Origin of the sequence: Streptomonospora salina, assembly GCF_014204715.1 — a bacterium.
GTDB classification, from domain to species: domain Bacteria; phylum Actinomycetota; class Actinomycetes; order Streptosporangiales; family Streptosporangiaceae; genus Streptomonospora; species Streptomonospora salina.
In genome coordinates this window covers 4,282,865-4,309,746 of record NZ_JACHLY010000001.1, presented here as the reverse complement: position 1 = coordinate 4,309,746, position 26,882 = coordinate 4,282,865, and the positions used below count along the sequence as shown (strand labels likewise).

General features: G+C 68.1%; 27 protein-coding genes and 2 pseudogenes. 12 read left to right on the top strand and 17 right to left on the bottom strand.

Going from position 1 to position 26,882, the window contains the following annotated elements; all coding sequences use genetic code 11:
- Window positions 1-157: 157 nt before the first annotated feature.
- The 6 genes from HNR25_RS19430 to HNR25_RS19405 all read right to left on the bottom strand — a co-directional run bounded on the left by HNR25_RS19430 (window position 158) and on the right by HNR25_RS19405 (window position 6,826).
- Complete coding sequence (locus HNR25_RS19430; RefSeq protein WP_184637435.1) at window positions 158-1,330, bottom strand: lanthionine synthetase C family protein; 1,173 nt, start codon at window positions 1,328-1,330, stop codon at window positions 158-160.
- Complete coding sequence (locus tag HNR25_RS19425) at window positions 1,327-4,275, bottom strand: lantibiotic dehydratase (protein ID WP_184637433.1); 2,949 nt, start codon at window positions 4,273-4,275, stop codon at window positions 1,327-1,329. The genes HNR25_RS19430 and HNR25_RS19425 overlap by 4 nt, the downstream gene beginning before the upstream one ends.
- A gap of 76 nt (window positions 4,276-4,351) precedes the next feature.
- Window positions 4,352-4,555, bottom strand: coding sequence for an FxLD family lanthipeptide (locus tag HNR25_RS26915; RefSeq protein WP_184637430.1), 204 nt, complete (start codon window positions 4,553-4,555; stop codon window positions 4,352-4,354).
- The gene (fxlM, locus tag HNR25_RS19415) at window positions 4,552-5,838 is read right to left on the bottom strand and encodes a methyltransferase, FxLD system (protein ID WP_184637428.1); all 1,287 of its coding nucleotides are present in this window, start codon (window positions 5,836-5,838) and stop codon (window positions 4,552-4,554) included. Before fxlM ends, HNR25_RS26915 begins: the two co-directional genes overlap by 4 nt.
- A gap of 125 nt (window positions 5,839-5,963) precedes the next feature.
- Window positions 5,964-6,374 carry a hypothetical protein gene (locus tag HNR25_RS19410; protein WP_184637426.1) on the bottom strand — a complete coding sequence of 137 codons (411 nt, stop codon included), beginning with the start codon at window positions 6,372-6,374 and terminating at the stop codon, window positions 5,964-5,966.
- The gene (locus HNR25_RS19405) at window positions 6,371-6,826 is read right to left on the bottom strand and encodes an ATP-binding protein (protein ID WP_184637424.1); all 456 of its coding nucleotides are present in this window, start codon (window positions 6,824-6,826) and stop codon (window positions 6,371-6,373) included. Before HNR25_RS19405 ends, HNR25_RS19410 begins: the two co-directional genes overlap by 4 nt.
- A 187-nt stretch (window positions 6,827-7,013) precedes the next feature.
- Between HNR25_RS19405 and HNR25_RS19400 the strand changes: the two genes are divergently transcribed.
- Genes HNR25_RS19400 through HNR25_RS19390 form a run of 3 tightly spaced genes read left to right on the top strand, consistent with a single transcriptional unit; the run spans window position 7,014 to window position 9,865 of the window.
- Window positions 7,014-8,381 carry a helix-turn-helix transcriptional regulator gene (locus tag HNR25_RS19400; RefSeq protein WP_184637422.1) on the top strand — a complete coding sequence of 456 codons (1,368 nt, stop codon included), beginning with the start codon at window positions 7,014-7,016 and terminating at the stop codon, window positions 8,379-8,381.
- On the top strand, window positions 8,382-8,987 hold the full coding sequence (locus HNR25_RS19395; RefSeq protein WP_184637420.1) for a GNAT family N-acetyltransferase: 606 nt from the start codon (window positions 8,382-8,384) through the stop codon (window positions 8,985-8,987).
- Complete coding sequence (locus tag HNR25_RS19390) at window positions 8,987-9,865, top strand: protein kinase family protein (RefSeq protein ID WP_184637418.1); 879 nt, start codon at window positions 8,987-8,989, stop codon at window positions 9,863-9,865. The genes HNR25_RS19395 and HNR25_RS19390 overlap by 1 nt, the downstream gene beginning before the upstream one ends.
- Before the next feature lie 275 nt (window positions 9,866-10,140).
- Here HNR25_RS19390 and HNR25_RS19385 read toward each other — a convergent pair whose 3' ends face one another.
- Together HNR25_RS19385 and HNR25_RS19380 are read right to left on the bottom strand one after the other, a co-directional pair.
- Window positions 10,141-10,353, bottom strand: coding sequence for a hypothetical protein (locus HNR25_RS19385; protein ID WP_184634740.1), 213 nt, complete (start codon window positions 10,351-10,353; stop codon window positions 10,141-10,143).
- A 384-nt stretch (window positions 10,354-10,737) separates the two neighbouring features.
- Window positions 10,738-11,655: a hypothetical protein gene (locus HNR25_RS19380; RefSeq protein ID WP_184637416.1), complete on the bottom strand. Its 918-nt coding sequence runs from the start codon at window positions 11,653-11,655 to the stop codon at window positions 10,738-10,740.
- A 361-nt stretch (window positions 11,656-12,016) separates the two neighbouring features.
- Here HNR25_RS19380 and HNR25_RS26650 point away from each other — a divergent pair, with 361 nt between their 5' ends.
- From HNR25_RS26650 to HNR25_RS19365, 4 genes and pseudogenes are all read left to right on the top strand, one after another.
- Complete coding sequence (locus tag HNR25_RS26650) at window positions 12,017-12,343, top strand: hypothetical protein (protein ID WP_281387603.1); 327 nt, start codon at window positions 12,017-12,019, stop codon at window positions 12,341-12,343.
- Window positions 12,321-12,371 (top strand): annotated as a pseudogene (locus HNR25_RS27160) (hypothetical protein); the annotation flags it as partial. The gene HNR25_RS26650 and the pseudogene HNR25_RS27160, both read left to right, overlap by 23 nt.
- An 11-nt stretch (window positions 12,372-12,382) precedes the next feature.
- Window positions 12,383-12,940 carry a type ISP restriction/modification enzyme gene (locus HNR25_RS26645; protein WP_376767551.1) on the top strand — a complete coding sequence of 186 codons (558 nt, stop codon included), beginning with the start codon at window positions 12,383-12,385 and terminating at the stop codon, window positions 12,938-12,940.
- 46 nt (window positions 12,941-12,986) lie between these two features.
- Window positions 12,987-14,180, top strand: a complete 1,194-nt coding sequence (locus HNR25_RS19365; protein WP_184637412.1) for an SAVED domain-containing protein — start codon at window positions 12,987-12,989, stop codon at window positions 14,178-14,180.
- A gap of 47 nt (window positions 14,181-14,227) precedes the next feature.
- Here the strand turns inward: HNR25_RS19365 and HNR25_RS26910 are convergent, their stop codons facing one another.
- The 4 genes and pseudogenes from HNR25_RS26910 to HNR25_RS19350 all read right to left on the bottom strand — a co-directional run bounded on the left by HNR25_RS26910 (window position 14,228) and on the right by HNR25_RS19350 (window position 17,569).
- Window positions 14,228-15,517, bottom strand: coding sequence for a ThiF family adenylyltransferase (locus HNR25_RS26910; RefSeq protein WP_486387899.1), 1,290 nt, complete (start codon window positions 15,515-15,517; stop codon window positions 14,228-14,230).
- A 114-nt stretch (window positions 15,518-15,631) separates the two neighbouring features.
- Window positions 15,632-15,766: pseudogene (locus tag HNR25_RS26905) on the bottom strand (hypothetical protein); the annotation flags it as partial.
- A 220-nt stretch (window positions 15,767-15,986) separates the two neighbouring features.
- Window positions 15,987-17,000 carry an SMODS domain-containing nucleotidyltransferase gene (locus HNR25_RS19355; protein ID WP_184639556.1) on the bottom strand — a complete coding sequence of 338 codons (1,014 nt, stop codon included), beginning with the start codon at window positions 16,998-17,000 and terminating at the stop codon, window positions 15,987-15,989.
- Window positions 17,001-17,278: 278 nt separating this feature from the next.
- Window positions 17,279-17,569: a hypothetical protein gene (locus HNR25_RS19350; protein ID WP_184637410.1), complete on the bottom strand. Its 291-nt coding sequence runs from the start codon at window positions 17,567-17,569 to the stop codon at window positions 17,279-17,281.
- Window positions 17,570-18,308: 739 nt separating this feature from the next.
- Here HNR25_RS19350 and HNR25_RS19345 point away from each other — a divergent pair.
- Together HNR25_RS19345 and HNR25_RS19340 are read left to right on the top strand one after the other, a co-directional pair.
- A complete protein-coding gene (locus tag HNR25_RS19345) occupies window positions 18,309-18,686 on the top strand; it encodes a helix-turn-helix domain-containing protein (RefSeq protein WP_184637408.1) in 378 nt (125 codons plus the stop codon).
- Window positions 18,687-18,689: 3 nt separating this feature from the next.
- The gene (locus tag HNR25_RS19340) at window positions 18,690-19,271 is read left to right on the top strand and encodes an ImmA/IrrE family metallo-endopeptidase (protein ID WP_184637406.1); all 582 of its coding nucleotides are present in this window, start codon (window positions 18,690-18,692) and stop codon (window positions 19,269-19,271) included.
- Between the two features lie 55 nt (window positions 19,272-19,326).
- Here HNR25_RS19340 and HNR25_RS19335 read toward each other — a convergent pair whose 3' ends face one another.
- Window positions 19,327-19,971 carry a TetR/AcrR family transcriptional regulator gene (locus HNR25_RS19335; RefSeq protein WP_184637404.1) on the bottom strand — a complete coding sequence of 215 codons (645 nt, stop codon included), beginning with the start codon at window positions 19,969-19,971 and terminating at the stop codon, window positions 19,327-19,329.
- A 145-nt stretch (window positions 19,972-20,116) separates the two neighbouring features.
- Between HNR25_RS19335 and HNR25_RS19330 the strand changes: the two genes are divergently transcribed.
- The gene (locus HNR25_RS19330) at window positions 20,117-21,355 is read left to right on the top strand and encodes a hypothetical protein (RefSeq protein WP_312862634.1); all 1,239 of its coding nucleotides are present in this window, start codon (window positions 20,117-20,119) and stop codon (window positions 21,353-21,355) included.
- Here the strand turns inward: HNR25_RS19330 and HNR25_RS19325 are convergent.
- Both HNR25_RS19325 and HNR25_RS19320 read right to left on the bottom strand, forming a co-directional pair.
- Window positions 21,337-22,623: an ISAs1 family transposase gene (locus tag HNR25_RS19325; protein ID WP_221457733.1), complete on the bottom strand. Its 1,287-nt coding sequence runs from the start codon at window positions 22,621-22,623 to the stop codon at window positions 21,337-21,339. The two genes, HNR25_RS19330 and HNR25_RS19325, sit on opposite strands and share 19 nt — an antisense overlap.
- Window positions 22,624-22,977: 354 nt before the next feature.
- The gene (locus HNR25_RS19320; protein ID WP_184637402.1) at window positions 22,978-23,538 is read right to left on the bottom strand and encodes a hypothetical protein; all 561 of its coding nucleotides are present in this window, start codon (window positions 23,536-23,538) and stop codon (window positions 22,978-22,980) included.
- 294 nt (window positions 23,539-23,832) lie between these two features.
- Between HNR25_RS19320 and HNR25_RS19315 the strand changes: the two genes are divergently transcribed.
- A complete protein-coding gene (locus tag HNR25_RS19315; protein WP_184637400.1) occupies window positions 23,833-24,348 on the top strand; it encodes a hypothetical protein in 516 nt (171 codons plus the stop codon).
- Between the two features lie 602 nt (window positions 24,349-24,950).
- Complete coding sequence (locus HNR25_RS19310) at window positions 24,951-25,502, top strand: protein kinase domain-containing protein (protein ID WP_312862633.1); 552 nt, start codon at window positions 24,951-24,953, stop codon at window positions 25,500-25,502.
- Here HNR25_RS19310 and HNR25_RS19305 read toward each other — a convergent pair.
- Together HNR25_RS19305 and HNR25_RS19300 are read right to left on the bottom strand one after the other, a co-directional pair.
- Window positions 25,477-25,698, bottom strand: a complete 222-nt coding sequence (locus tag HNR25_RS19305; protein WP_184635899.1) for a hypothetical protein — start codon at window positions 25,696-25,698, stop codon at window positions 25,477-25,479. The two genes, HNR25_RS19310 and HNR25_RS19305, sit on opposite strands and share 26 nt — an antisense overlap.
- The gene (locus HNR25_RS19300; protein ID WP_026129722.1) at window positions 25,679-26,851 is read right to left on the bottom strand and encodes an IS4 family transposase; all 1,173 of its coding nucleotides are present in this window, start codon (window positions 26,849-26,851) and stop codon (window positions 25,679-25,681) included. The genes HNR25_RS19305 and HNR25_RS19300 overlap by 20 nt, the downstream gene beginning before the upstream one ends.
- Window positions 26,852-26,882: the final 31 nt, after the last annotated feature.

Here is a 26,882-nt window from a genome sequence, read left to right as displayed (position 1 = left end):
ATCCGAAACGCAGCCAGACCTTCACTCTCTGAAATCGGAGGTGACTCTAACCAGCCGCTACAGGCCGCACAACCGGAATCCGGCAGCTCAGAGTGATCAAGAATGCCGGATAGGCCACACCGTCGGGTTGTCCAATCCGCTCACCTGCGCATACTCGTCAGCACGACAGGAGCAGGCAGCTGTCCCAGTCGGGGGCTTCAAGGCTGTCGGGAGCCGATAGGGCGAGAACGGCTCCGGCTCGTCCTTCGAGGAAGCCGTTGCCGGTGTCGCCGTGGACGGAGCGCAGCAGCGAACTGCGGACCGGACCGACATGGGCGCCGAGGTCCCAGCGTCCACCGTCCGGGCGCTGATCGTCGGCCATGCGGCGCAGGACGTGCAGAATGCCGGCGCGACCGTGGCACAGTCCGTTCTCCTGCAGGAGGGCCTGCTGCACCGGATCGTCGAGGCACCGTGCGAGTGCTTCCTCGGCGATGCGGCATCGGGCGCGGTCGGCGAGGGCCAGCCCGGCGAGTTGCTGGGCGCGGGCGAGACCCGGCGTTCCGTAGCACCAGGACGGAGGGCCGGGGCGGCGAAGGCCGGGAGCGTGGTCCCCGTGGGCGACCCAGCCCGGCCACCACGGTCCGCCCGGCGCGTCGCGGCGCCAGGAGTCCAAGGTCGCGCAGATGCGCCGGATCGCTTCCACGTGTCGGGGGACCTCCTTCCCGGACCGGTAGGCCAGCGACAGCAGCGCCAGCGGTCCGGCGGCACCGTGGGCCATGCCGAGGTTGGCGTGCCCGTGGGGGAAGTCGCGGCTGTCGCTGCCCCACGGGTCGTGACGGGCCCACCAGCCCGGCAGGCGCCCCTGCGGTGTCCGGAGGGGTTCGGTGAGGCGGACGAGGTAGCGCAGCACCGATTCGAGGGCCGCGCCGTTCGGGTCGGTACGCAGCAGCGCCACGCCGATCCCGGTCAGCCCGCTGATGAGGTCGTACTCGGCGAATGAGGCGGGCTTCGCTTGATCGATGCGGGCGTGAGCGGCCTCGGTGCGCCGCTGCGCCAGGCTCTGCAGGTGCCCGAGCAGTGTGCGCCGGGCGTGCGGATAGTCCTCCGGCTGGGCGTGGGACAGCACGAAGGCGAGGGCGGGCAGCCCGTGGAAGAGCGTCGCGCGGCCTCCGGTGTCGACTCCGTCGGCGGTGGCCGCCATGATCCAGGCATGCGAGCGGCCCGAGCCCCGAGCGAGGTGGGTCAGTGCGATCCCTGCGGCCCCGAAGCCCAGCGACAGCAGCGGTCGGGCGTCGATGGCACCGGGCTCGGCCGGCGGCTCCGGGAAGCCTGTGTCGCTGGACGTGGTCATGGCCGATCGCGGGGTTGGCGAGCGTGACGGCTCAGGGCGACCGCTCTCGTCAATGCGAGAAGGCGCCGTTCGTCGGGCCGGTCGGGGCCCGCGATCCGGTTGTGGTGCATATGCAGCAGCGATGGGAGCACCCGCCGGGCCGCCTGGACCGGTGCGGAGTGATCGCCGAGGTAGGACGTGAAGGCGTCGGTGCGCTCCTTCCACGCTTTCGCCAGCTCTCCGGGTACCTGGTCCGGGTGCCGGTCGAGGTCGGTCAGAGTGCGGTCGGCCAGGGCGTGGGCGCTGCGGTCCACGGGTTCGCCGGAGCGCGGCAGGTGGTCGAGCAGCCATGTCGTGCCCACCGCTTCGATCGCCAGGTCGATCAGTGAGGCGGCAGCGAACGCGTGTGTGCGGCTCTGGTCGCCTGCCGCGAGTTCGAGCTGGGCTACGGCGGCTGCCGAGTCGGCTACGAAGACGTCCTCGGCGGCGTGCATCGCGGGGCCACAGCCGTAGCGTCCGGTTTCGGGACGGTAGGTGGACAGGGTCATCTCGTGCAGCGCCCCGTGCGCGTGGAGGGACCGCGCCCACGTACCGAACGCCGTGGTCACGGCGTCGGCTCGGCCGCCGGTTCGTACGCGCAGACGCAGGTGCGGACCGTCGGCGTCGCGGTAGCGGACGAACCACCAGTCCGGGACCTCTCCCAGCAGGGTCCACAGCTGCGGCAGGTGCTCCGTCAGCAGCGGGACGAACAGGTCGGCGTCGGTGTAGAGGTGGGCCGCGACCCAATCGGCGCCTCCCGGCGGTTGAGGGACCGGCGCACCGGCGTCTGCCGGTTTCGGTAGCCGCGGCGGTTCGGGGGTGGGCGGGACGGTGGAGTGCAGCGGAATGACGATCTCGTGGGCGCGGTCGCCGCACCATCCGAATGCGTGCGCGGGCGGGGCCTCGGTGACTATGGCGGTCGTGTTGTGGGCGAGGTGGTCGTCGAGGAGGTACCGGTGGGCGGCTCGGGTCAGGTCCAGGCTCAGGTAGCGCTCTCCGTCGAGGAGCACGACCCGGTCGGGCAGGTCACTGCGCGGTCCGGCCCCGTCGTGGCCGCTTGCGCTGATGCGCCACTGCGCCGGGGCGAGGATGCTGCGGCCGGAACGCAGCCGCGGCAGGAACCGGAACGCACTGGCGATGGTGGGCCAGGTGAATCCGAGATGGGCGGGCATGCGGGCGCGCGGGAGTTCGTAGCAGAACCGGGCCAGGGGGTGGGTGTAGCGGTGGGGTTCGAGCGCCGAGGCCAGGTAGGGCTCGATGACCCGGCCCGAGGGGCGGTGGAGCAGTCGCAGATGATCGGCCTCGATGTGCACCGCCACGTCGTCGGGGACGATGGTCTCGGTGCCGCCGGCGCCTGCGGGAGGTGGGTGTTCATCGATGACCAGCGTGTGCGGCGCGAGGACGGGGGCCCGGGCGACATTGGCCGCGGTGTCGGCCATGGGCGGCGCCAGTATCTGGACCGGGAGGGCCCCGTGCGTGACGGTGGGGAGGTCGCGGTAGACCTCCGGGGTGGCCATGCCGTCCAGGTGGGCGAAGCGGCCGGTCAGGGTGCCGATGCTGCGTGAGACCCCGGTGATCCGGAGGTCGAAGTCGCCCGCGTCGACCGCGCTCGGAGATGCGGCGTGCAGTTGCGCACGGACTTCCACGTGGGGAGGCGGATGGGCGGCCGACTCCGCCAAGGCCGGTATCTCGTCTACGGCGATCTCGTAGCTGCCGTCGAGGGCGGCGGTGTACGCCGCGGTGACCAAGGCGCCTTCGCGTTCACCATCGGTTCGGGCGGACTCGGGCAGGCGGGAGCCGCGGTAGCCGGTGGGCAATCCGAGGCCGGGGGGGCCGACGAGTTCGAGGAGGTCCACGGTGGCGCCGGGCCCGTAGGTGTCCAGGCAGCGGACGTGGTAGTCGGTCCAGGCCGCGGTGCCGGTGGCGTGCGGAGCGAGCGACGCCAGGACCTGTGCGGCCCGTCCCGCCTCGCGGGCCACATGCGGCGGGAGCGTGACGTCGGCGTCCAGTCGTGTGTCCACCGCCAACCGCGCCGTGTGGCCGGGAAGGGCGCGACCGAGGCGGCTCGTCGCGGCGGCGCGCAGCTGTGCGCGCCGGTCGGACCGGAGGTAGTTGTGTTCGGCCAGGACGGCGCACGCCTCGGGCAGGGGCGATTCGGGGGCGGCGTTCTCGGCCGCGGCCTCCAGGGGGTCGGTGACCCAGATGGCGGGGCGCCGTGTGCTGATGAGGATGCCGTGGGTGCGGAGTTGGTCGACGACAGCCGCAAGGGCGCTGGCCTCGGCCTGGGGAAACTCCGCGGCCAGCGCGTCGACGACGGCGGCCGGGGATGCCGGGGTGCGTGCGGCGTGCATCGCTCGGGCGACGACGGGGGTGAAGCGTACCGATACGGCCGCGGCTCCGCGGGGGTCGTCCTGGCTCGGGACCCAGGGGCGGACGAGCCGTGCTCCCCGCACGTGTGCGGTGTGGGCTGCGACGAGCACGTCGCGGGGGTTCGGATCGGCGTGGTGGCGGGCGTAGGCCGAGAGCCATGCGGCGTCCGGCCGTGCCACCGCCTGGTGGTTGCTCCCCCAGTGGGCGCGGGTTTCCGTTCCGTGGGCCACGGGCGCGACTCCGGCGAACAGCCCGTAGGGGGTGGGGCGGTTCTGCGTGCGCAGCAGGTACCGCATGAGCGCGATTGCGGCGCGCCGCACCTTCGCGTGTCGTGGTGCGGGACCGGGGCGGGTGAGCGTATCGAGCTGTCGGGCCAGTGACGGGCTGGCCGCATCGAGTGCTTCGGCGAAGCCGGGATCCTGTGTCCAGCAGCGGTGGATCCATGCCCGCAGCTCGTGGGAGGTCGCGCTCGCTGGATCCGGCCAGGGTGTTGCGGCGGGGGCGGACAGTGCGGTGGCCCGCAGCGTCATGGCCGGCGGGTCCGGGGGTGCGTACACGCAGGGCTCCTTCGGGACGGTGCCCCTGGGCGCGGCGGCGCCCAGGGGCAGACGTGGCGGAGTGGCCGTGCCGGACTCAGTTGCCGTTGTCGGTGCAGCTGGGCGAGCAGGCGCTTTCACACGTGGGGTCGCAGCCGTCGTCGGTCATGGACCACAGCGCTCCCGACTGCGCGGGCACGTGTACCTGCAGGTCCAGGTCGAAGGGGTCGCCTTGGGTGTCCGGTCCGATCTCGGAGACCGGGGTGAATCCGTTCGGGGTTTCGATGACGTCGAGCTTCACAGCTCCTCCTTCTTCTCTTCTTCAGTGGTTGCGGTCCAGTTCAGGACCATTCGGGTGGACCGCTTGTCGATCACGCGCCCGGCGGGCAGGCGGTGATCGGGTTTGGATACGGGGTGCAGGGTGATCTCCGGGCCCGGTCGCCCGCGCAGGTCGCGGTCCCAGGCGGCCATCAGGTCGCACAGCCGCTCTGCGGTTGCACGGGCCTGCGGCCCGTGTCCGATTGCGCCGAATTCCCATCGGCCCTCGCGTGTGGGGTGGCGCCGCAGGGTGCGGTAGGCGAATCCGGTGCCGTCGGCGTTCAGCAGCGTGGGCGTGCCCAGCGCCCAGGTGGGTGTGACCAGGCCGGAACGGATCGCTTCGCGGTCGGCGGTCAGCAGGGCCCATTCGTCGGCGGCCGTGGCGATCCAGAGGTCTTGGTCGTCGGTGGGTTCCTCGGCTTGGACGAGTACGCCCGACCACACGGTGTCGGGTTCCCGGGCGAGCGCGCGGCGCAGTGCGGCGACGTCCGCGGAGGGGCCGTCCTCCAGCCGCAGGCCGACCCGGCGGTCGGGCTCGTCGTTGAGGTAGGGCATGGGCTCCCAGTGCTCGCCGGCGCCCTGCATGCGCACGAACCCGCACATGTCGACGGCCACGCAGCTCCAGTGCCCCTCGGCGGCGCGTTCCAAGGTCAGGCAGCGTGTCAGGCCGCGGATGCGCATGGGGACGACCATGCGCCCGCCGGGGGCGAGCTGGTCGCGCCACGCGGGCGGAACGTCCCAGGCTCCGGCGGTGACGAGGATGCGGTCGTAGGGAGCGCGTCGGGCGAAGCCGTGCTCCCCGTCGGCTGCGGCCACATGGACGTCGCGGTATCCGGCGTGGTCCAGGAAGCGTCCGGCGCGGTCGACGACCTCGGGATCGATGTCGATCGAGGTGACGTCGCCGCCCGCTCCGGTCAGTTCACGGATCAGTGCGGCGTTGTAGCCGCCTGATCCGATCTCCAGGATGCGGTGGCCGGGCCGGATGTCGGCGCGGTGCAGCATGGTCGCGATGATCGCGGGCGCCGACACGGAACTCAGCGCGACGCCGCGTTCCTGGTCGCGCTTGGTCACCACCGCCTGTTCGGCATAGACGTCGGTCAGCTCCAGGCCGGGGAGGAACAGCTCGCGGGGAACCGTCCTCAGCGCCTGCTCCTCCGGCGCCGACAAGGGCGGCATGTCCAGCATGGCGCGCTTGGCGACGGTTCTGTCGACCATCGCAGCGCGAAGGGAATGTGCGGACGGAGTCGAGGCGGGTGCGGTCGGCATGATCGTAGGTGGCCCCTCCCATGTGCGGAGAACGGTGAAGCGGTCCGGTTTTCGCGTTCGCCGGTCGCCTATTGCGCGGAATACGGACCGGCGGTCGTGAATACGAGCAGGTTCCCAGGTGCCCGTCAGGTGTGCGGTGGTGTTCGCAGGCTGCCGCGGACCCGCAGTCTCTGCACCAGTTCGTGGGCGAGCGGAGCGAGTTCGGAGCGGACGGTCTCCAGGCCGTCTGTTTCCGCCGACGGGTCCGCCCCGAGATTCATCGCGGTCGCAAGGCCGGCCGAGATGGCGTCCTGGGCTGCCAATCGGTTCGCGAGGCCGGTGGCGCTCGGAGCGCTCATGCATACCGAGATGCCCAGTTCCTGGAATTCGGGGGCGGCGAGGGCGGTGCTCCGGGAGTGCCAGCCGCCCGGTGACGACGGGGTCGCCACATGCCAGTGGACGAGCCGGTCCGGGTATCGGGCGCGGAGGTGGTTCAGCTCGTCGGCGACGGATGCTCCGGGCAGCAGATGCCGCCGGCGGCGGAGGCGCTGCTTCACGTGTGCACCTCCGCCCAGGCTCCGCACGAGCCGTGGCCGAGGGGTCCCCACGCGTCCATGACGGCCGCGACGAGGACGAGGCCGCGGCCTCCTTCGGACCAGTGGTGGCCGGGGCGGGTCTGCGGCGTACCCGGCCCTCCCTGGTCTTCGACCTCGATGCGCACGGCGACGTCCGACATCTGCAGGCGCACGGCGAAGACGCCGCCGGGAAGCCCGGAGGCGGAGTGGTGTATGGCGTTGGTCGCCAGCTCGCTGGCCGCCAATACGACATCGTCCCGCTCGCCCTCGGTCAGGACCCCACCGGTCAGGGCCTGCCGCGTCCATTGCCGGACCAGCGCGACGCTGTCCGGAATGCCGAGGAAATCGACCGAGGCCGAATCCGAGGAGGCACCGAAGTACGCAGGCCGGCCGAGCGATCGGGCCGCCGAGCCGTTCAGGGAAGTGCTGCTCATGAGACAAATCCTGGTCGCCGGAGGCACGGCATGGCCATGGCCGGTGTGGCGTCGCTGCCCGGCTCTGGTTCAGTCCACATCGGTATAAACGCCGGTACCTGCGATGAGCTGCCGCATTCTCCCGACGGCAATGCGGGCGGGGATTACGATTGCCCGCAAGAAGTGGCATCGTTCGGGAGCGGCCAGGATGCGCGATTCGGCTTGGGACACGTCTGCGAAGCCACAGACGACCGGCGCGGCGTCGATCCCGAGCGCGGGGGCTTCGTGGCTGTGGGACTCTCCCGAGTGGCGGCGTGCGCTGGGGGCGCTGGATGTCGGGGGCGCCCTCAAGGTGCTTCGGACGTCGATGGGGCTCTCCCAAGAGGACTTCGGCGCGGTGGTCGACTGGTCGCAGAAGACCGTGAGCACCGTGGAGAACGGGCGGCGCGACACCGCCTACGATCTGCGCGAGCTGCTGCGGGTGGTGGATCGGCTCGGGCTCCCCCGCGCAGCGCTCCTGCCTCTGGTCTACGGAGACGATTCATCCATGTCTGAGATCGACCGCCGAACCTTCACCGCCGGGGCGCTGGGCGGACTCGCGGCACTGGGCATGGGCGCCGCATCCGTCGATTGGCACTCCAGGAAGATCGGCGAACCCCACGTCCGCGCGCTGAACGCGTGCCTGCACGGGCTCCGCAACCGCGACCAAAGCGTCGGAGGCGGCGCCCTGCTGCAGGACGCCCTCACGCAATGGGACTGGGCACGGCAGATGCTCGACAACGGCGACTACAACGCCGCAACCGGCCGGGAACTGCTGACCCTGACGGCCGACATCGGCATCATCAGCGGCTGGGTCGCCTACGACGCCGGAAACCAGGAACTCGCGCGCCACCTCTACACCGAAGCCCAGTTGCTGGCCAACAGCACGGGCGACAACGAACTCCTCGCCCACGTCTGCGCCAACATGGCGACCCAATCCACGGCCCTGTCGCGCGAAACGGGCCGCACGAGCCGGGCACGGGAAGGGCTGCGACTGGCCGAACAGGCCGAAGGACTGATCCGGCGCGAGCCCTCCCCCCGCCTGCACGCGCTGGTGGCGCTGCGCAAAGCGGCGGCGCACGCCCGGATCGGCGACCGGGCGGCCTTCCGTTCGTCGATCGGCCGGGCGCGGCGCGACCTCGACCGGGGATCGCACGACACCGACCCCGGATGGACCGGCTTCGTCACGCCGGGCGAAGTCGACTCCTACGAGGCGCAGGGATGGCTCGACCTCACAGAGCCGGCGCGCAGCGTGGAGCTGTACTCCGCCGCGCTCGAGCAGGACGGCCTGACACCGCGCAACCGCACGCTCGGGCGCTCCTATCTCGCGACGGCGCTGCTGCACCAAGGCGACATCGCAGCCTCCACCAGCGAGGGCGTGGCCGTCCTGGCCGCGGTGGAGAGTAAACAGATCACCTCGGCCCGCATCGTGGACCGCCTGCGCCCGGTCCGCGACGCGGACCCGCCGGACGCGGAGTTCGTGGAGCGCTTCGACGCGCTCGCGCTGACGCCGACCCGTGGAACGGAAGGAGCCTAGATGAGCGGCCTCGCGGAGATCGTCTTCCGCCGATACGGCCCGCGCGACGCCCGCGAGCTGCGCGACAGCGTCGCCCTCCTCTACCGGGACGCCTACGCCCGGCGGGTCGACGCGGCAGACCCGTTCTACTCGGTCGATGCGTTCCTGCACAGGTTCGACGCCTACACGAGCCGGGACGGCTTCGACCTGGTCATGGGCTTCGCCGGAGACACCCCCGTCGGACAGGCGTGGGGATGGCCCTTGGAGGCGGGAACCGCGTGGTGGAACGGCCTCCTCGACGAGGTGCCCCCCGCGTTCACACACGAGGACGGCACCCGCACCTTCGCCGTGTCGGAGATCATGGTGGCCCGGCCCTGGACCGGGCGGGGCCTGGCCCACGGGCTGCACGACGAACTCCTCGGCAACCGCCGCGAGTCCCGCGCCACCCTTCTCGTCAACCCCGAGAACCGCGACGCCTACGCGATCTACACCCGGTGGGGATGGCAGAAGGCGGCCCGGTTGCGTCCGGCATGGGAAGGCGCACCGACCTACGACGTCCTGATGCTCCCGATCTCGCCCGCCCCAGCGGGAACGCAGGAGAACCCGACAGGACCGCCTACCGCCTGATGCCCCCTCCAGACACCGGCACCCCGCCACGCGGGTTGGACGACCTCTCGGCCGCGGACCTCGACGACGTGCTGCACCAGGCCCGCACCCGCCTGGGCCGACACCTGGTCGGGGCCGCCGCCCACTACGGCCGGGCCAACGGCACCGCGGGCTTCCGCACCGACGCCGGCACCTGGGTGCGCCTGTCCTGGCGGCACAGCACCCGCCTCGACCCCTCCGCCTGGATCGGAACCGAGGCAGCGGCGGCGGCGATCAGCGACCGCGTCCCCCGCCCCCGCTGGATCGCCGCCGCCACCTGGTCCGACCCCGACCGTCAGGTGGTGTGGCGGGCCGAGGAGACCACCCTGGCCCCCGCCCCCGCACTCTCCGATACCGGCGAGATCACCACCGACCCCCAATTGGCCCCGGGGTGGTGGCACGGGTTGGCCACCGCGCTGGAGGCGCTGGCGGCCCACACCACCGACCGCACCGCCCTGGAGCCCGGCCACCTCACGCGCCGCATCCACGAGGTCTACGGCACCAGGATCGACACCCGCATCCCCGCCGACGAATGGGCCTGTGCCCACGGCGACCTGGGGTATGCGAATCTCACCGGCCCGGAGCTGATGCTGCTGGACTGGGAGAGCTGGGGCATGGCGCCGACCGGGTGGGACGCCGCCTGCCTGTGGTCGGCCTCCCTGCGGGTGCCCCCTATCGCGAACGAGGTCCTGCGCCGGTTCGCCGGGCCGTTGTCTACCCGCAGTGGGAGGTTGTGCCGCCTGCTGCTGTGCGCCAACGTCGCCCGCGCCACCCGCCGCCTCGGACGGGAACCGCCCGCGACCGGCGCGGCCGCCGCAGCCGCCGAGGCCCTCCTGGCCGACCTCGGCCACACTCCCTGACACCGCGCCCCCTCCGGGCACCGGAGCGGCGGGAGCCTGCCGCCCTTCGGGGGCGCGGCCCCGCCCGCGCACCGCCCGGCCTCGAGTCCCCGGCCGCGACGCGCAGGCGGGGGCGGCCCCCGTCCCTGGAGCCGCCCCGCACCGACCTCGATCACCCGCCAGCACGGGCCGAGCGAGCACACCCGCTTACCGCGGCGGCCGGGAAGGTCTGCTCTGGCCGTCCGGGCGTGCCGCAGGCCCGCTCCCCCCGGATGGTCATCCGACCGCGGCGGTGATCACCGCTGCTCCACCTCCGCCGCCAGCCGCCGAGCCGCACCCACCGCGTCCTCCGCCGACCACCACACCGCACGGCCATCCGCGTCGCGCCAGGTGAAGGCCCCGGCCACCACCCACACCGTCACCCCGGCCGGAAGCGACAACACCGACATCTTCACGTCTGCCGAGCCGTAGACCCGCCGCATCCCCAGCCGCCGCAGCTCCCCGAACAACGCCCGGACCGCCGCCCCCGCGTCCCACCCGGCCCGAGCCCGCCCCGCGGGCGCCGCCTGGGGCCCGGGCCGACCGGCGGGCGCCACCCCGGTCCCCGCGCGGCTCCCGGCCGTCGTGGCGCGTGTGGGGCGTTCAGCGGCCCGCTGCCCGCAAAACGCCCGCCGGGCCGCGCCGGACCCGCGCGGCACCGGCCGCATCAGCCCCAACGGGCCCGTGTCACCAACCGCCGTCGTCGTGGTTGCCGCCATGAGTCCACCTCCCGATCCGGCGCCGCCGTCTGCGGCGCGACCAGGACCATGAACGCGTTACTCCAGGTCAGCCAGCAACATAATCACGAAAAGAACCTTCGCCCGGCCGGGGCTTCGGCGGACAGCCGAGGGCGGTCATTCCGGTTGCGCCGCGCGGATCTCCGGTAGCCGGGCACTCAGCACGCGGGCGTATTCCGCAAGCGCCTCGGGGAGCTGGGCCGCCTGCTCCTCCACCGGCTCGGCCTCGTCCTCATCGGCGAACTCCGCCTCCTCGCCGGCGCGCCATCGCCGGTACACCTCGGCGATGCGGGAGGCCGCCTCGCGTGCGGCATCCACCGCCTGCGAAGCCGCCCCAACGGCCTCCACCGCCGCCGTACCGACTGCCCGCCGGTTGAGTTCGTCGACGAGTTCGTCGGTTCGGGGCAGCAGGGGAGCCTGCAGCTCGTCCCACGCCGCTCCCCACAGGCGCCGCCGCACCGCCTCGGGAATGAAATCCTCGACCAGCGTCGGGACCCCGTCCGTACCGCGGCGGATGGACAATCCGACTCGGTGCGCCGCTTCGTAAGCCGTTTCGGCCGCCGCCCCACCGTCGTGATCAGCGCCCCGAGGCGCAGTGGCCATGTGCAGGCTCAACTCGGCGAGCTGCCGGTCGGACTCGTCGATGGGAGGCAGCCGCTGCAGGTCCTCGGGCTGCAGCCCCAGGGACGGTTCGGCCGCCATGACCCGCACCGGATTCGGTGCGCGGTCGGAGACCGCGGCCAGGACCGCGAGCGCCGCGACCTCGGCCCACCATGCGACGAATTCCCGGAGCTTGCGATCGTGGGCGTGGTAGGCGTTGCGAGCCAGGTCTTCGCGGATATACAGAACGGTCTCCCCCGGACCGGGCATGGTCTCTCCGGGCTCAGGTGTCGCCGCACAGATCCGCGGCATCAGGTTCTCCGAGGCGGCGTGCAGTTCCTCGAACCGGCGCTCGGCCTCCGCACAGTCGGCCTGGAGCGCTTCGGCGGCTCCCGCCAGCTCCTGGAGCAGGCGGTCGAAGTCGTCGGCGCTCATACTCGGCTGGCTACGTCGCAGGACTCGTGTGGCAGGCGGGTCGATACTCATTTCCGTCGGCTCCGTCTCGGGTAGCGCCTTCGGGGCGCGGCCACGCTATCGGCGCCCGGTGTCCGGCGAAGGGAAACGGCAAATCCCGCTTCGCGAGTTCCGCTTCAACGAGGCGACGCCCTGTCGGGCGTTCGCGGTTTCCCAGTTCAGCAACCGTTGAGGCCGGTTGCGGGACAGCGGCTGCCGGCCAAAGCCGGGCACTTCTTCTGACCGTTGCGGGCGGAGGTGACGCACCGTCAGCGGAGGGTTGCCAGTGAGGCGGTGACCTTTGTCGTCGCGAGTTGGTAGGAATGAGCCACACTCCCAACCTGTGAGGATCGGAGCCTCCGGATTGCTTGAGGACTGGCTGCGCAACGCCATCGCCGACTACGGCCACCAGTGCACCACCAAGCTCCAAGACGGCGTCGGCCAGCCCGAGGCGGCGATCCGCGGGCCCGTTGAAGGGTTCCTCACCAACATCGGGCAGGCGACCGGGCTCGAGGTCGTCGTCCACGACGAAGCCCACAAGGCCCAGGCCGGGGCCCGCCCGGACTTCGCCGTGCGCGTCGCAGGCGCGATCCCATCCGGCCTTCACCGCGCGGTTCGCCGACGAGCTGGTCACTCCGGGAATCCGGGTGCCGATCACCGCCGAGCCTGAGCTGTGGAGCGCAGCCTGCGACATCGGGCGCCAGCTCGTGTGGGCGGCGACCTACGGCGAAGCCTTCGCCGACCCCGCGCAAGGACGCCCTCAGGGAAAGATCGGCTTCGCGCCCGACGATCCGCGGCGACCGGTGAACCTGTCCCCTTGGGAACCGGGCTGCCGCAAACGATCACGTATCTCCCCTCCGAGGGCGGAGAAGGAAAGGTTCAGGTTGGCGAGGGCGAGTTCGGCCCGGTCACCGAGCGCATGTGGGCATACGACGTCGGCGGAACCAACATCATCGGCAAGTGGTTCGGCTACCGCAAAGCCGACCCCGGCGGGAAGAAGACCAGCCCTCTCGACGACGTGCATGTCGCCACGTGGCCGAAGGAGTGGATCTCCGAGTTCAACGAACTCCTCACCGCACTTCGGCGCATCACCGACCTCGAGCCCGAACAAGCCGAACTCCTCGAAGGCATCCTGGCGGGCCCGCTCACGACAGCGGACGGACTCGCCGCGGCCGGCGTCAAGTTCCCCCAGAACCCCAAGGACCGCAAGCCCAGACACGGCCTGCCCCCTGCAGACCCCGATTCCGAACAAGGCATGATTATCTGACCTGTTTTCCTGTGGATACAGAGGGTCGATCGGCGGTTACAAACTGATGTCCAACACCAGCAATCGAAGCACCACGGTCGCGCGGGGAAATATAAAAGATTCGACCCGTAACGCTTTATGGGCCAGATCCGCAGGCCGGTGCACGATCTGCAACCGGCGACTACTCGGTGAAACTCGAACTTATTTGCATTCAGTTCTGCTCGCCGAACTTGCCCATAATGTCGGCGCGTCCGACGGAGTTTACTCGCCGCGACGCGAGTACAACGACGGACAAAAGGACACTGAATCCGAGGAAAACCTTATTCTTGCATGCCACGATTGCCACAAAATTGTTGACGATGCCGATCACGTCGATTTCTACCCACCTGAGAAGCTTCGTGAAATCAAGGAGTCCTTCGAGCGCCGCATCGAAATGGTGACGGCAGACGGTGGGCTCACCCGGACCGCCGCGTTGCGCGTGGGCTGCCATATCCGTGGCTCTTTGGCGATTGCGTCTCGGCGCGAAGTCGCCGAGACGCTCCTTGCAGCTAATTACCTCGGCCTCGTGGAGACGCAGCGCAGTGGTGACTTCACTTGTCGTATTCATGGATCGGCGGGTGGCCGCGGATTCTGGGACGCGGCCCAGCAGTCCATCGACGACGCCCTGAAGCTCGTGCGACAGGCTATCGACAGCGGCGACGTAGAACACATCTCAGTCTTCGCTATTGCTCCCATCCCGCTGCTTGCCTACCTGGGTTGGTGCCTGGACGATAAAACACCGACACGTCTGTTTCAGAAACAGCGGGACCAGGCAGTCGGATGGTCGTGGGTCGATACGGAAGACCCCCTCGAGTTCGATATATCGGTGACGGAAGGCGACCACGAGCCCGGGAAGGTTGAGGATGTGGTGTTCGTGTGCGCGATTTCGAGCGAGGTGAACAGATCCCTCATACCGGACCATATCGCGACCGCGCCTCTCATCCACGTCCGTCCGCTGGGGGCAACGCCTGATCCGACATTGATGTCGCATGAACAGTCGCTGGTCAACTTCGCCGCTCAATGGCGTGGCGTGCTGGCTACGGCCGAGTCGAAGTATCCGAACGCGCAGCGCTGGCACTTGATCGCGGCGGTGCCGGTAACCGTTGCCGTTGAAGCCGGTCGGGCGCTCATGCGTGATGCTCACCCTCCGGTGACCATCTACGAGCGTGAGTCCGCGTCGTATAAGGGCGTGCTCGTGCTCAATGAACGCCCCGCGGCCTGACCGACGCTATGTCGTACCGGCGGTCTCGCCGTCTGCCCCATGCTCGTTCACTCCGCTGGGAGGAATGTCCGTAGTGGTCCGGCCTCTCCATGCGGGAGGGAGATCAGATGCGTGCCGGATACGGGTGTGACCGCCCCGATGTGGGAGCCGAGGATGCTGGTCAGGCTCGCCGCCACCCCGGCCAAATCGGCGGCGGAACCGTGGAAGGTCGGCGTTGAGCACCCGCGTGTCGGGATGATCTCGGCGTTCATTTCCGACGTGTTCCACAGATCGTGGAAGGCCTCGAGAGTGCCGTCGCTCAGGACCCTCTTCCCGGCCTGCCTGTCGATGGACAAGGGCCCGCCGGTCAGGTTTGGCATGGAGACGGACATGATGCCGAGCGTCCCGGTCCGGGCGTCGGTCGCCATCTGGGCCAGAGCGGGACGTCCCAATCCGGCCGCGACGCTGTCGAGGACACGGCTGATAGCGATGCTCACGGTCGCGTCGATGATGAGGTCCACCGCGGTAAGATCCAGTTCGTCCGGTATCACCGTGCCGTGAACGGAGACCTTCACGGTGTCATTGATCGCGCGCAACCGCCGAGCGAGCGCCTCCACCTTGGCGTTGCCGACATCGGCCTCCGTGAAGTTCTGCCGGACCAGGAGACCAGTCGTGATGCTTCCCGGATCGCAGAGGGTCACCTCCTTCGCCCCTGCACGCACTACGTAATCCGCCACCCAGGAGCCGAGCCCTCCGCATCCCCAGATGTGGACTGTCTTACCTGAGAAGGCAGCGACCGGTCGTGACCAATCACGCCGTGTTGTGACCTCTGCTCGATCGTCGGAAACCCGCCACCACTCCACCGGAGTGTCGGCAGCGACCTTCTCCGGGGGGACCTCGGTCACGAAGCCCTCCTTCCTACCTGCTCGCATCAGAGTGCGCAGGTGGTCAGCACCAGAGGCCGGAATGCTGGCGACCAATAGGTGGGGCGGACCGCCGGCCGGATGGGGGACGGCGATCACGACGGCCTGAGGTACGCCCTCGGGTTTGCGGATTGCGCTCGTACCGAGCACCGTGAGCAACGTTTTCGAGATCCCGGCGTTTACCGGCATGGTACGAAAGGCGGCTCGCGGATCCGGAGATCCGGCATACGGGTTGTCAACCTTGCGCAGGAGGCGGACCAAGTCGGAGCCAGCGCCGAGCGGCAGATCGCTGTCGAGTGTCACGATCGGCACATGTACCGCCTCCAGTGCTTCGGAAGGGCGTTTCACAACCAGATCGAACCGATGAGGTGCTCGTGCGACCAGCCACCCGTGCTGCACCCGAACATCCGATCGCAAACCGTTGCGGATGACCACGGTCGGCGATCCGCTCGTGAGGTGCAGGACACCGCCGACTGCGTGATACAGGGCAGTTTGGGCATCGAAGCGCCCCGCGGCCGCATCCGCAAGCCATTCGAAGAGTCGGTCGAGGAAACCGCCGAGCCCGTTGATCGGGTCCCATTCCCGTGCGGGGTCGAGGTAAAGGCATAGACGCTGCCCCTCGAGAACATGGGCGTGGTGTACAAATCGGAAGTGGTCTACTTCGACCTGCGGTGGCACCAGGAACGATTGGTGGACAGTAAGGAAGAACTCCTCGTACTCACCGAGCTGGAGGCCCGCTTCGGTTTGCGCGATGCGGCCGTATACACCCGGATCCGGAACTTCATCGCTCCCTCGCGGTCCAGCCGGTAGCGGCCCTGCATCTCGACGTCGCCTGGGAACGTCTTGGATATGGCAGAGAGGTCGGCGAGGACCAGGCGCTGCCAGTTACTGAGGCGACTCCTTCTCACCCCGCGCGTCCTGAGTGATTGATGGTGGTGGCTCCCATTGATGCGGCACCGGCGGCACCGGTACCAGTGTACTTTCCGCTCGACGTGGATTTCTCGGGTTCCTTGAACCCACTACCGAAGAGGTTTTGCCACTTCTTCAGGCTCTTGTCGGGGTCGGGTTCCTTGTAGGCGGACTTGATTTCAGCAGCGTGCGATTGGATGCGATCGCGGAAGTAGAAGAATGTCTCCTCCTTCCAGCGATGCCCGAAAGACGTGCCGGTGCCAGACGGGTCGATGATCTCCGGCTTGGTCGTCTGTTCCTGGAGCCACACATCGAGGTCAGAGATGATGTGAAGCAGGGCAGTCGGGAGATCCCCGTAATACGCGGGGTCACCGAATTTCCGCCACTCTTCAACTCGTTCCCCGAGCATCGTCGTAAGCAGAACCGACTTTGTTCCCGTGAAGGAGTTCTTGTGGTCGCGCAGGAATTTCATTATGCGTACGACTTCACGCAAGTGACCGTTGGCAATCTCGTCCTTCCTTTTCATCCAATCCGTGAAGCCTTCCGTGTCGGTGCGCTCCCATTCGTTGTCATCACGGTTGATGATCCACTGAGTTCCGTCAGAACGGACCACGAAGGGGACGATATCGACATGCATCACGTTCTCAGCGTACTGCACGTAAACACATCGACATTTCCGCCCGTGAGGCATATCCTTATAGGGCGACTTCTTGTGCAGCACGTTGTAGACGGCGTCACCGTACTCTTTCAAGTTATCTGCCCATTCAGATTTCTCGACCATCTGCACCATGAAGTCACCGTCGAAGGCTTTGCCGTTCTGCGGGTTGATAATGGTCTTCTGTGGCCATGAGCCCTGTGGGATCTTCTTCTTGAGTAGCGGCCCCAGATCCTCGTCTTCTTTCAAAAGCTCATAGATGGCGTCGGTTCGCCCACTGAGGGTTTCCAGCTTGGTTTGGGAGAGGTTGACGGAGTTGTTGAGGAAGTTTTTGAAGTAGTCGACGTGCTTGATGACGCACCTCCATGAGATTGTCTAATACGTTACTGGGGGTGAAATCCGGCGTATCCCCATGTTTCTTCCCCGCGCCTCAAATGCATCGCCGCGCCCTGGGTGCAGTACCTTGACGCCATGGTCATCAATGTAGCGCGGGCCAGCGACAGTAAGCGGGGGCCGTCGTTACGCGTGGAGCCTGGACGCCTAACCCACCAGAAGTCGGTCGTGGACAAAGGCTCTGGGCCCCACGCGCCGCGGCCGATGCGGAGTTCAGGAACGTAACGAAGCACTAGCAGTTACTCGTTGTAGGGGTTGGTATCGGGGTCCAGGCAATTCCACAGGTCACCCCAAATTTCGACGCACTTTTCGGTTTCCCGGTCGTACTCGCGTTCTTCCGGGGGCGTTGGAGTGACGGTGGCGTTGTCGAGCATCAGCCCCACGATGAGGAAAAGGGCGGCGAGGATGCCGAGGATGCTCATACCGACGATGTTGGAGGGCTTGGACCAAAATCCCAGCGGGTCGGCGGACTCCTGATCGGGTGCCGGCTGATCCTCCCCTCGGGTGTCGGGCGCGTCGGGGGGTTCCATGGCGGCTGCCTCTTGGTAGGGGATAGATTGAAGCGGCGTCCGCGACCAGCTACCGCTCAAGGTGCTGTTCTCCGGTTACGTCAGGCGTCTCGGCTGGCAGCGTATGCGGTGCCACCCATTCCATGTGAGACAGCGGAGCCTATGAAGGCGCCTGCACAAGCCCCCGAAGGCACCTCGTCGGGATCTCGCTGCCGCCGTTACGCCGCGTGCGACTCGGCAGCGATGTTCAGCTATGGCCGGGCAGCGGATCGACGTTGCCACTGCCACCAGGGGCTGCGAAGGAACTCTAAAGCGCTTCCCCCTGACCCACTGCCGACGCTGGGGTACATCCACAACCGCTATGTCAGTGTGTAAGGTCGCGTACACCAGCAGCCAAAGATGGCATCAGGCCGAAGAGGCAGGAGGCACTTGCGGCTGTCATCCCCAAGCGCCTCGGCACTCCGTTGACTACTTCCGTTTCTTTGACTGGTTCGGCTTCGGCTTCTCGGTGACGGTCGTCCGCGGGTGTCGACGTACCGTTTCCGAAGTCACGAAGCGACCGGAGATCGCGCTGCGATTGCGGCCGTTACCTCCGGAGGGAGCGGACGGGGCCTTGCGGTTGGACATGGGGTACCTCCAGGATCGAATGTCTCGCCATCGATACGCTGGGTCGAGTCTGACACGCCAGGGGTCGGTGTGTCGAGTTCGAACCACTGATGCGAGAATGAGGCGCCACCCCGGCGGACGAAGGAGAGACGACATGCGCCAGCATCTCGACGTCGAAGCGCTATACGCCGCACTGGATTCCGAACGCCGCACCAGGGAGCTCTCCTGGCGCCAGTTGGCCAAGGAGATGCAGGTCAGCCCCTCTCTACTCTCTCGCCTTAGTAACGGCTTGCGCCCAGACGTCGACTCCTTCGCCACCTTGGTGCGTTGGCTTGGGGTGCCCGCTGAGCAGTTCCTGGTCAATGAGTCTGAGGAGCCGGTGAACCGTCCCGAGCCGGAACTCGTCACACAGATTGGCCCCCTCTTGCGGGCGCGTCGCGACCTGACGCCCGACGACGTGTCCTACATCGAGGAGATCGTCCAGGCGACGGTGCGTCGTGTCCGCGCACCTCGGCGCGACCAGGAGCGGTGATCTGTGGCGGCATCGAAGTTCACTAAGGCCTACGCTAAGAGGATCGCCGAAGAGGAGCGCGCGGAACTGGGATATGACCTTTTCCAGCCACTCGATCCCTACCTATTGGCCGAACACCACGGCATTCACGTCTTTACCCTCACCGATCTCGCCTCCGAAGGCGGGGTGATCCAAGAGGCGCATGCGTACTTCACCAACACCCGACCTGCGGCCTTTTCCGGGGCCCTGTTGCCCATCGGCACTGGTCACGCAATTGTGGTTAACTCGGCGCACCCAGCGGTACGTCTGCGTTCCACTGTGGCCCACGAACTGGCGCATGTCCTCCTCGAGCATGAGTTCACGACGACCCTTCACCTCTCGGGCCGGTGTCGGCAGAGTGATTCCGCTCAAGAAGATCAGGCCGCAGAACTTAGCGGCGAACTTCTCATTCCCCGCGACGCCGCGGTCCGCTCCGCCCTCAAACAGCATGACAACGATTGGGTCGCCTCCACATTCGAGGTGAGCATTGAGTTCGCACGCTGGCGGATGAATGCGACCGGGGCCCGCACGGTCGCCGCTCGCGCCCGAGCCAAGGCCGCGCGCTAACTGAGTCTTGCCAGATACACCAAAACTCGTGTGCTCCATCGTCTGTCCGACAAAGTCAATGAGCGGTTCCGACCGCCTTGCGGAACGTACGGGACAGATACGTCGCGACGTCGCGGCGGTTCATCCCGTTCTTGAGAGACAACCAGGCACCGAACAGCAGTACCCAGAAGGTCGTGAGCACCCAGTCGGGTGGGAGCTCCGGATCGATATCTCCTTCGGTGGCGGAATTCTGCCCGCGTTCGATCGTCGTGCTCAGACCCTGTTCTCGACCATCGCTGTCCTCCCAGGTGTCCGGGTCGATGGGCGCATTGTCGGCGAAGATCAGCCCGAGCACCGGGCCGAGATCGAGGTATTCCAGCGCGAGTCGGTCCAGCGCGTTCAGGGCGCCGCCGTCGCCCAGGCGCGCCGCCGACGTCGCGGCCGTGAAGCGCCTCCGGCACTCGGCGTCGATCGCGGTCAGCAATTCGTCACGGTCCGCGAAGTGCCGGTGCAACGTCGATCGACTGAGATCGCCGGCCTCGGCGATCTCAGCCAGTGTGGCAGCCGGATCGGCCGCGAGGGTTTCGATTGCGGCGTCGACGATCACCCGGCGGGTGCGGCGGGCGGTCGTCGACGGCACTGCGGATGGCTGGGACTGCGGCACGAGTCGATCATACGAGACGCAGAACAGGACGCCAATGTAGCTTTTTGCGACATTCATGTGTCATAGTTTGCGTATGAGACGCAGCTCCGGTCGGCGACACGTATCGCAGCTTCCGACCGCATCGCTGCTTGCTGCGCTGGCGGTCGTTGGAGCCGTCGTGTTCGGCCCGCCGACCGATGGGCCCCCGACGGTACCTTCGGGCGTGTTCGTGCTGCTGGCGGCCGCCGCTGTCGGCTGGCTGGTGCGCGGCCGATTCGGCGGCGCGCTCGTGCTCGTACTGATCGCGTGCCTGATCGTCGCCTCGTTCCCGCAGCTCTCCGCCGACCTGGTGGGTGACCGCGGCCTGGCGGTAGGCGTGCTTCGCGGGGCCGAGGTGGTCTGCTTGGGCGTTGCCGTCCACGCGGCCGCGCGGCGAGTGCATCGGCCTACGACCGACCCCCTCAAACCCGACATCAACGGGAAAGCGATCCAGGTCGTTGCGGTGCTGGGGCTGTGCGCGATCGGCGCGGAACTGTTGGCCGCCTACGACGACAGCACCGGTGATGCGGCGGCACTCGCGTTCGCGCTGGTTTTCTTCGCGGGTCTCTACGGTGCACCGGCTCTGCTGGCCCGCGAACTCGTCCGCAGGCGCGGCTGGGGGTGGCCCAGCCTGCTGTTGCTGTTCGCTGCGCTGGGTACCGCACAGGCGTGTCTCATCGACCAGTCGATGTTCGCCGTCGACTATCAGGGATACGAGGGGTGGAAATTCTTCCGAGAGCAGACACTGATTCCGGCCCTGGGAATCAGTGCGTCGAATGCGTACAGCTTCGTGTTCGGACACGTGATCTACAGCTTCGCGGCCCCGATTGCACTGGCCGAAGCGTGGGCGCCTCAGCGCGCGCGGGAGCCCTGGCTCTCGCCGACGGGGATCGTCGCCGCCGCGCTCGCCTATCTGGGGACCGCCGCCGTGATCCTGGCTGATCCGGAGTCGCACACCGGCTCGCCGATGCAGCTTGCCGTTTCCTCCGGCGTCGTAGTCGCGGTTGTCGCAGCCGCGCTGCTGGTCGGTCGAGCGCGGGCGACGGCCACGAAGGCAGGTGGGCCGCCGGTGTGGGCCGTGCTGCTGATCACGCTGGTCGTGGCGCTGGCGCCGGACCTTGCGGACACCACGTCCTGGCGTGGACTCGCCGTCGGCGTTGTGGCCAGCGGTGCGCTGGGCGTCGCCATCCTGGTCGCGGCCCGGATGTGGGGATGGTCGCCGCGGCACAGCGCGGCCGCCGGTCTGGGGTTCCTACTGGCGCGCGGCCTGATGGCCTTCACCTACTTTCCGCTGATCGGGAATGTGGAACCGTTCGCGAAGTACGCCCACAACACGGCGATGCTGATCGTCGTGCTCATCGCCGGAGCCGTGGCGCTGCGGCAGGGCCCCGGAGTTCTCGCGTTTCAGGCCCATACGGGCTGAGTGCGGGTGATTCCGTGGAGAGCGAGTGCCTTGTCCGGGTTCGTGTGGGCTCTGCGGCCGGAGGCGAGGTTCTTCCATCCCGCTGCGGCCAGCGCTTGGCGGACCATGTCGGTGACACAGCCCAGCACGACCGGGGCCGCCCCGATACGCGTCCGCCGCCGGTCCTCGCTGAAGGTCACGTCGCGCACGTGATGCACCCGGTTCTCCACGATCCGGTGCCCGCGGGCATGGGCGGCCGGCTCGGCCGGTGAGACCTGGTGGGCCTGCAGGTCGGTGACGGCGAAGACGACCTCGCGGCTGGTCGCGGCCGTGCCGTGCTCGCGGCGGTGGCGCTCGATGCGCACCGCCTGGCGCGCACCGGAAAAGGCAAGCCCGTCGACGGCGGTGACCTTGATCGAGCGGCGCTCCTGGCGCCCGTGGACGTGTTCGGGCCCTTCGACGTGGGCCACGGGCACCTGTTTCCAGGGCAGGGCGGCCGGTTGGGAGTGGAGCCCGGGCCGGTTGGCCTTGGCGTAGATCAGGTAGTGGGCCCCGCGGCTGCGCAGGTAGGCGGCATGAGCTGCCACGGTGTGCAAGGCATCGGCGGTGATCAGCACCCCGGCCAGGTCTTCATCGCCGAGCTGGTCGAGCAGAGGGGTGAAGGCGGTGGTCTCGCAGCCTTTGCCGGTGATCTGCGTGCAGGCGACCAGGGCCGCGTCGCGGTGGCGTGCGGCGTGGAAGGACACCGAGCGGGCGCGTCGGCCCTTGGCCGGGCGGGCGCCGCGCTGGGTTTTGCCGTCGACGGCGTAGGCCTCGTGGCGGGGCCGCTCGGGTGAGGGCCGGTGGCGGTGGGCGCGGCGGTGCTCGCGTTCGGGCGCTCCGGCCGGTGTCGAGGGCGGGTCGTGGGCGGGGCTGGTGCGCAGCGGGAGGGCGGCGAGTCCGGCCCGGGTGAGGTGGGCGGGATCCAGGCGGGCGAGTGCTTCGCGCAGGGTGCGCTCGTCGGGGATGCGGATGCGTTGGGTGAAGGGGCAGACGGGCAGGCCCAGGCGCGCCAGGGTGGTGCGGGGCGCGTTGTGGGCCCATTCGATGACGGCGCCGGCGGTGTCGTGGCCGGCGCTGGTCATCGCGCACACGCACAGGGCGAGCAGGCTGGCCAGGCTGTAGCGGCGCCCGCGCGGATCGCGGGGGTCGTCGATGGTCGCGAGATGGTCGAGCAGGTCGGAGCCGGGTTCACCGGTCCAAGCGGCGGGTGGGATTGAGGAGTCGGCCGGAGTAGGAGAATATGACACGGCGGGCACGGAGCCTTACAGGTTGTGGTTTCTCGACAACTCCATGATCCCTTGGGGCCGTGCCCGCTTTTGCGTGTCTGGATCCGGTCACCCCTGCTTGGTCTACTCAAAGCCGTCATTCGTGCGTTCTCGGGCTAATCGCGAGAACTCCGGGGCCCTGCCCCAATAGGGAGAGTAACGCCGAGAACTACTACCTGTACACCAGCAACAAGGCATCTGCGGAGACGCGACAGAGTGGGCGTGACAGAGCTACCCGTCCCGCGAGACCTACCCGCGCCTGAAGCGACGAAGATTCAGCACAAGTGTGCCCTAATTTCATCGCCGCTGGCTATACCCGAATAGCGCGGCGAGCGATCATTCTCTCGGTACCTTGCCAGCGAAGGTCACCGGCGGGTACAGGCTGACGGATTCCTGATCGTAGAACTCCAGCGTGTACTGCAGCTGCGACTCGTCTTCGTCCATCCAGCAGTCGGCGTCCCAGGTGGCCGACTGGCCGTCGGCGAGCTGGTCGGGCGGATTCACCGCGTCGCCCAGCACGGGCTGTTCCGTCTCCTCCAGGGGATCGCCGACGAAGCAGGAACTGGTGGTGGATCCGGTGTGGAGGAGATTACCGGTGTTGTTGGTGATCTCGAAGGACCAGGCGACGTAGGGCAGTTCGCCCTCCTCACCGGTCATGGAGTTGAACCCGTCAGGGTCGACTTCGCGGCGCAGCTCGGTCATGGTGATGGTGAACCCACCGCCGAAGTCATGGGTTTCGTCGAGTCCGACTCGCGCCGGCCCGGCAGCGCTGGGTTGCTCCTGCTGCGAGGGCTCCTGCTCGGCGAGTGTTTCCTCCTCTTGTGGCGTGGAGCCGCCGCCGGCGGAGCACGCGACGGCGGCCAGCAGGGGTGCGGCGACCAGCGGGAGTGTGCGCATCGGGCCTTCCTCGGATTGGGGCTGCGTGGGACCGTAGGCCGCAGCAGCGACGGTGTGCTGAGTGTTCTTCACTGATCGACCGAGTTAGGCCACGGTGTGAACCAGGATGTTCGGTAAGCGTCACGAATGCGTGCTTGGAACGTCGAGTACGACGCGCCAAGCGCCCCTATCGGTACCGCCTGCCCACGCCGCGGCCCGACGCCCGGCTCAGGTGAATTTGGCCGGTGACCTTTGTCGTCGCGAGTTGGTAGGAATGAGCCACACCCCCAACCTCCAAGGATCGGAGCCCCCGGATTGCTTGAGGACTGGCTGCGCGCGCTCATCGCCGACTACGGCCACCAGTCCACCACCAAGCTCCAAAACGGAATCGGCCAGCCCGAGGCAGCGATCCGCGGCCCCGTCGAAGGGTTCCTCACCAACATCGGGCAGGCCACCGGCCTCGAGGTCGTCGTCCACGACGAAGCCCACAAAGCCCAGACCGGGGCCCGCCCGCACTTCGCCGTGCGCGTCGCAGGCGCGATCACCGGACACGTCGAACTGAAGAACCCCAACGAGAACCTCGACCCGGCCAGATTCAAAGGCCACAACAAGAAGCAGTGGGAACGGCTGAAGGACCTGCCCACCTCTACACCAACGGCACCGAGTGGCGGCTGTACCGGCACGGGAACCTGCAGGCCAGCGTCGTCCTCGACGGCGACCTCCACACCGCCGGCTCCGGCCGGAGCAGCAGCGACCTGGCCACCGACGCCCTCTGGAGACAAAAAAACTCCAGCACCGCACGTCATTCTGATTGCATCTGGAGCACGCTAACAGCTGCGGAAGATACAGCGTTTTACACGACGAATTACCGAAGAACGGAAGGCGTCTAAGGATGATGATTCTCGGAGTCTGCGTGTCTTCAGGCGTGATCTACTACGGTGCGCTACATGCAGCTACCCAAGAGCAACCGCCGCGAATCCCCTCGCAAGCCCCTGAGAAGGTTGAGCCGGCAAGTGGCCTCATGGGGGCGGACCGCTTGGGGGATATCTACGGTAGAATCTCCCAGGATCTACGGGTCCTGGTTCCGCAGTCAGTCGTGATCGTAGGTACCCGGAAGCACGCGAATTGGAAGTATAGAGACGCTACAGAGCGCATCACGCTTCTCTCTGCTCTCATGCTCGCCTGCTCGCACGAACAGGTGGCCTGCCAAGAATGGAAGACCGAAACGATCAGCAAGCTTACGCAGACTCCAGCCGCGTCACTTGCCGATTTCGATTACACCGAGCTCGGACTGGCCCAACGTCCCCGGTACTGGAGACAGGGACGCGGAGCAGCCTTCGCGGCCGCTACGTCCCTGGTACGCTCCTCCCATACCTCATCGTGATCCCATCCTCCGAGTAGCGCGACGGAGAAGCTCTTTGGATCCTCGCGGAATGCCACTCAGCCTCGACTATGAGTGCCTGCACAGCATGCCCAACGGGTTGCGGGAAGTACGTGTTTGGTGGGACGACGTCTTGCATACGTGGTTGGTGGGTAAGCGGCTAGACCTCTCGGAGGTGGAAGCGGGCGCAGATCTAGTCGAGCCACGAACGATGGAGATGATCGACCATCCCAACGTGGTAACCGTCCGAGCAGTTGCACATGTTCGGGGCTACCCACGGCCCATGAAGGTCGTTGAGATCCTTATGCCTTATTACGAAAGAGGCAGTGTCAGTGACGCGTTGGAACGCGGTGAACGCTTCGGCGTGCGACAGTCCATGCAGATCATCCAAGCCGCGCTGCAGGGCCTAACTGAGATGCACGACCGGCACGGGATCCTGCACCGCGACATGAAGAGCCCCAATCTATTCCTCACTGAGGACGCCCACACGGTCAAGATCGGCGATCTCGGCCTAGCCAGCAAGATGAATCCCTCGGGCCGCACTCCTGGGGTGCGGGCACCGCACCAACACCGTTGTTTTAGGGTGTTTTCGCTGGTGGGGTGAGGCGCCAGATGTGGACGCGATGTCGGGTTCTACCCGAGGCGGGTGTGGCGCGCTTGCGGGTGGGGAACCGGAAGGAGCGCCGGGTGACCTCACGGGGTGCGGACCGCCGGCGCCGCCGGGGCAGCAGGTCGTCCCAGAGCTCGTCGAAGGCCCACACGTCCAGTACGGCCAGGTCCTCAGGGGGAAAAACGCCCACCGGTCCGGTTGACCGAGCGGCGGGCGGTGTTGAGCGCGGTGGTGAAGCTGATGCGGTCGGGATCGAGCTGTGCGTACCCGGCGGCGCGGGTGATCAGGTCCGAGACCGCCTGATAGACCAGCAGCAGCGCCCAGGCCTCCTGACGGATGAGGTCGGGACTCTGGGAGCGGAACCGCACCGTCGTTCCGCCGCGCAGTTCGGTCTTGACCGCGTCGTAGAGGATCTCCGATTCCCAGCGGGCCGCGTACAGCCCCGGGAAGTCGGCGATGGGGTGGAGCACCGGGTCGATCAGGCTGGTGACCAGGGTGATCGTCTCCCCGGCCGTGGTGTGGCCGCCGTGTGCGGTGACGGTGTCGGTGTAGACGGTGTACTCGACCACACGCACCAGCGGACCGCCCTTGGACAGGTGCGCGGTGTAGGAGCCGTCGGCCAGGACCTCGACGGGGGCCAGGGCGAACTGGGCGCCGGCGCGCATGATGACCTGGGCGCCGGTGGCGGTGATCGTGCAGTACAGGTCGCTGCCGCAAAACCCCGAGTCGAAGACCGTGAGCATGTCGGGCGCGAACGAGGCCGCCATGCGCTCGCACAGGGCTTTCTCGCTGGTGGTGTAGGCGTCGAAGGACGCGTCGATGAGGCAGCGGGTGCCGATCTCGCAGTGGGCGACCAGACGCAGTTGAGGGAAGGCCCCCTCAGAGGGGCCGCCGAACGCGGCCCGGTTCGCGGTGGTGTCGGGGGTGTCCAGGCAGGTGCCGTCCACCGCAGTCAGGCGGTAGCCGCGCCACCATGCTCCCGGGGTGTCGCTCTCGGCCAGGGGCCCGGCGGTGCGGGCGAAGAGCAGCGTGAGGGGTTCGGTGCCCAGCCGCTGCCGGGCCCGGCTCACGCTGGAGGCCTCGGGCGCGCCCGAGGCCGGCACGGCCAACTCCCGGGCCCCGCCGCTGAACGCGCAGCCGTCAGCCAGCCTGCGCCAGACCTCTTTGTAGGAGAGGTTGCGCCACAGCCACAGCGCCAGGACCAAGTACAGGGTCAGCCGTGCGGGCAGCTCGCGCCGCCGTTGCTGGAGGGCGCCGCCCCGGGTGGCCACCTCCTCGACCAGGTGCGGGTCGAAGGTCTGGGTCAGCACCCCGAAAGAGGCGCGGTCAGCCGCGTTCGTCACGCCATCGAGTATCCCGCGGGTAGAGGCGGCC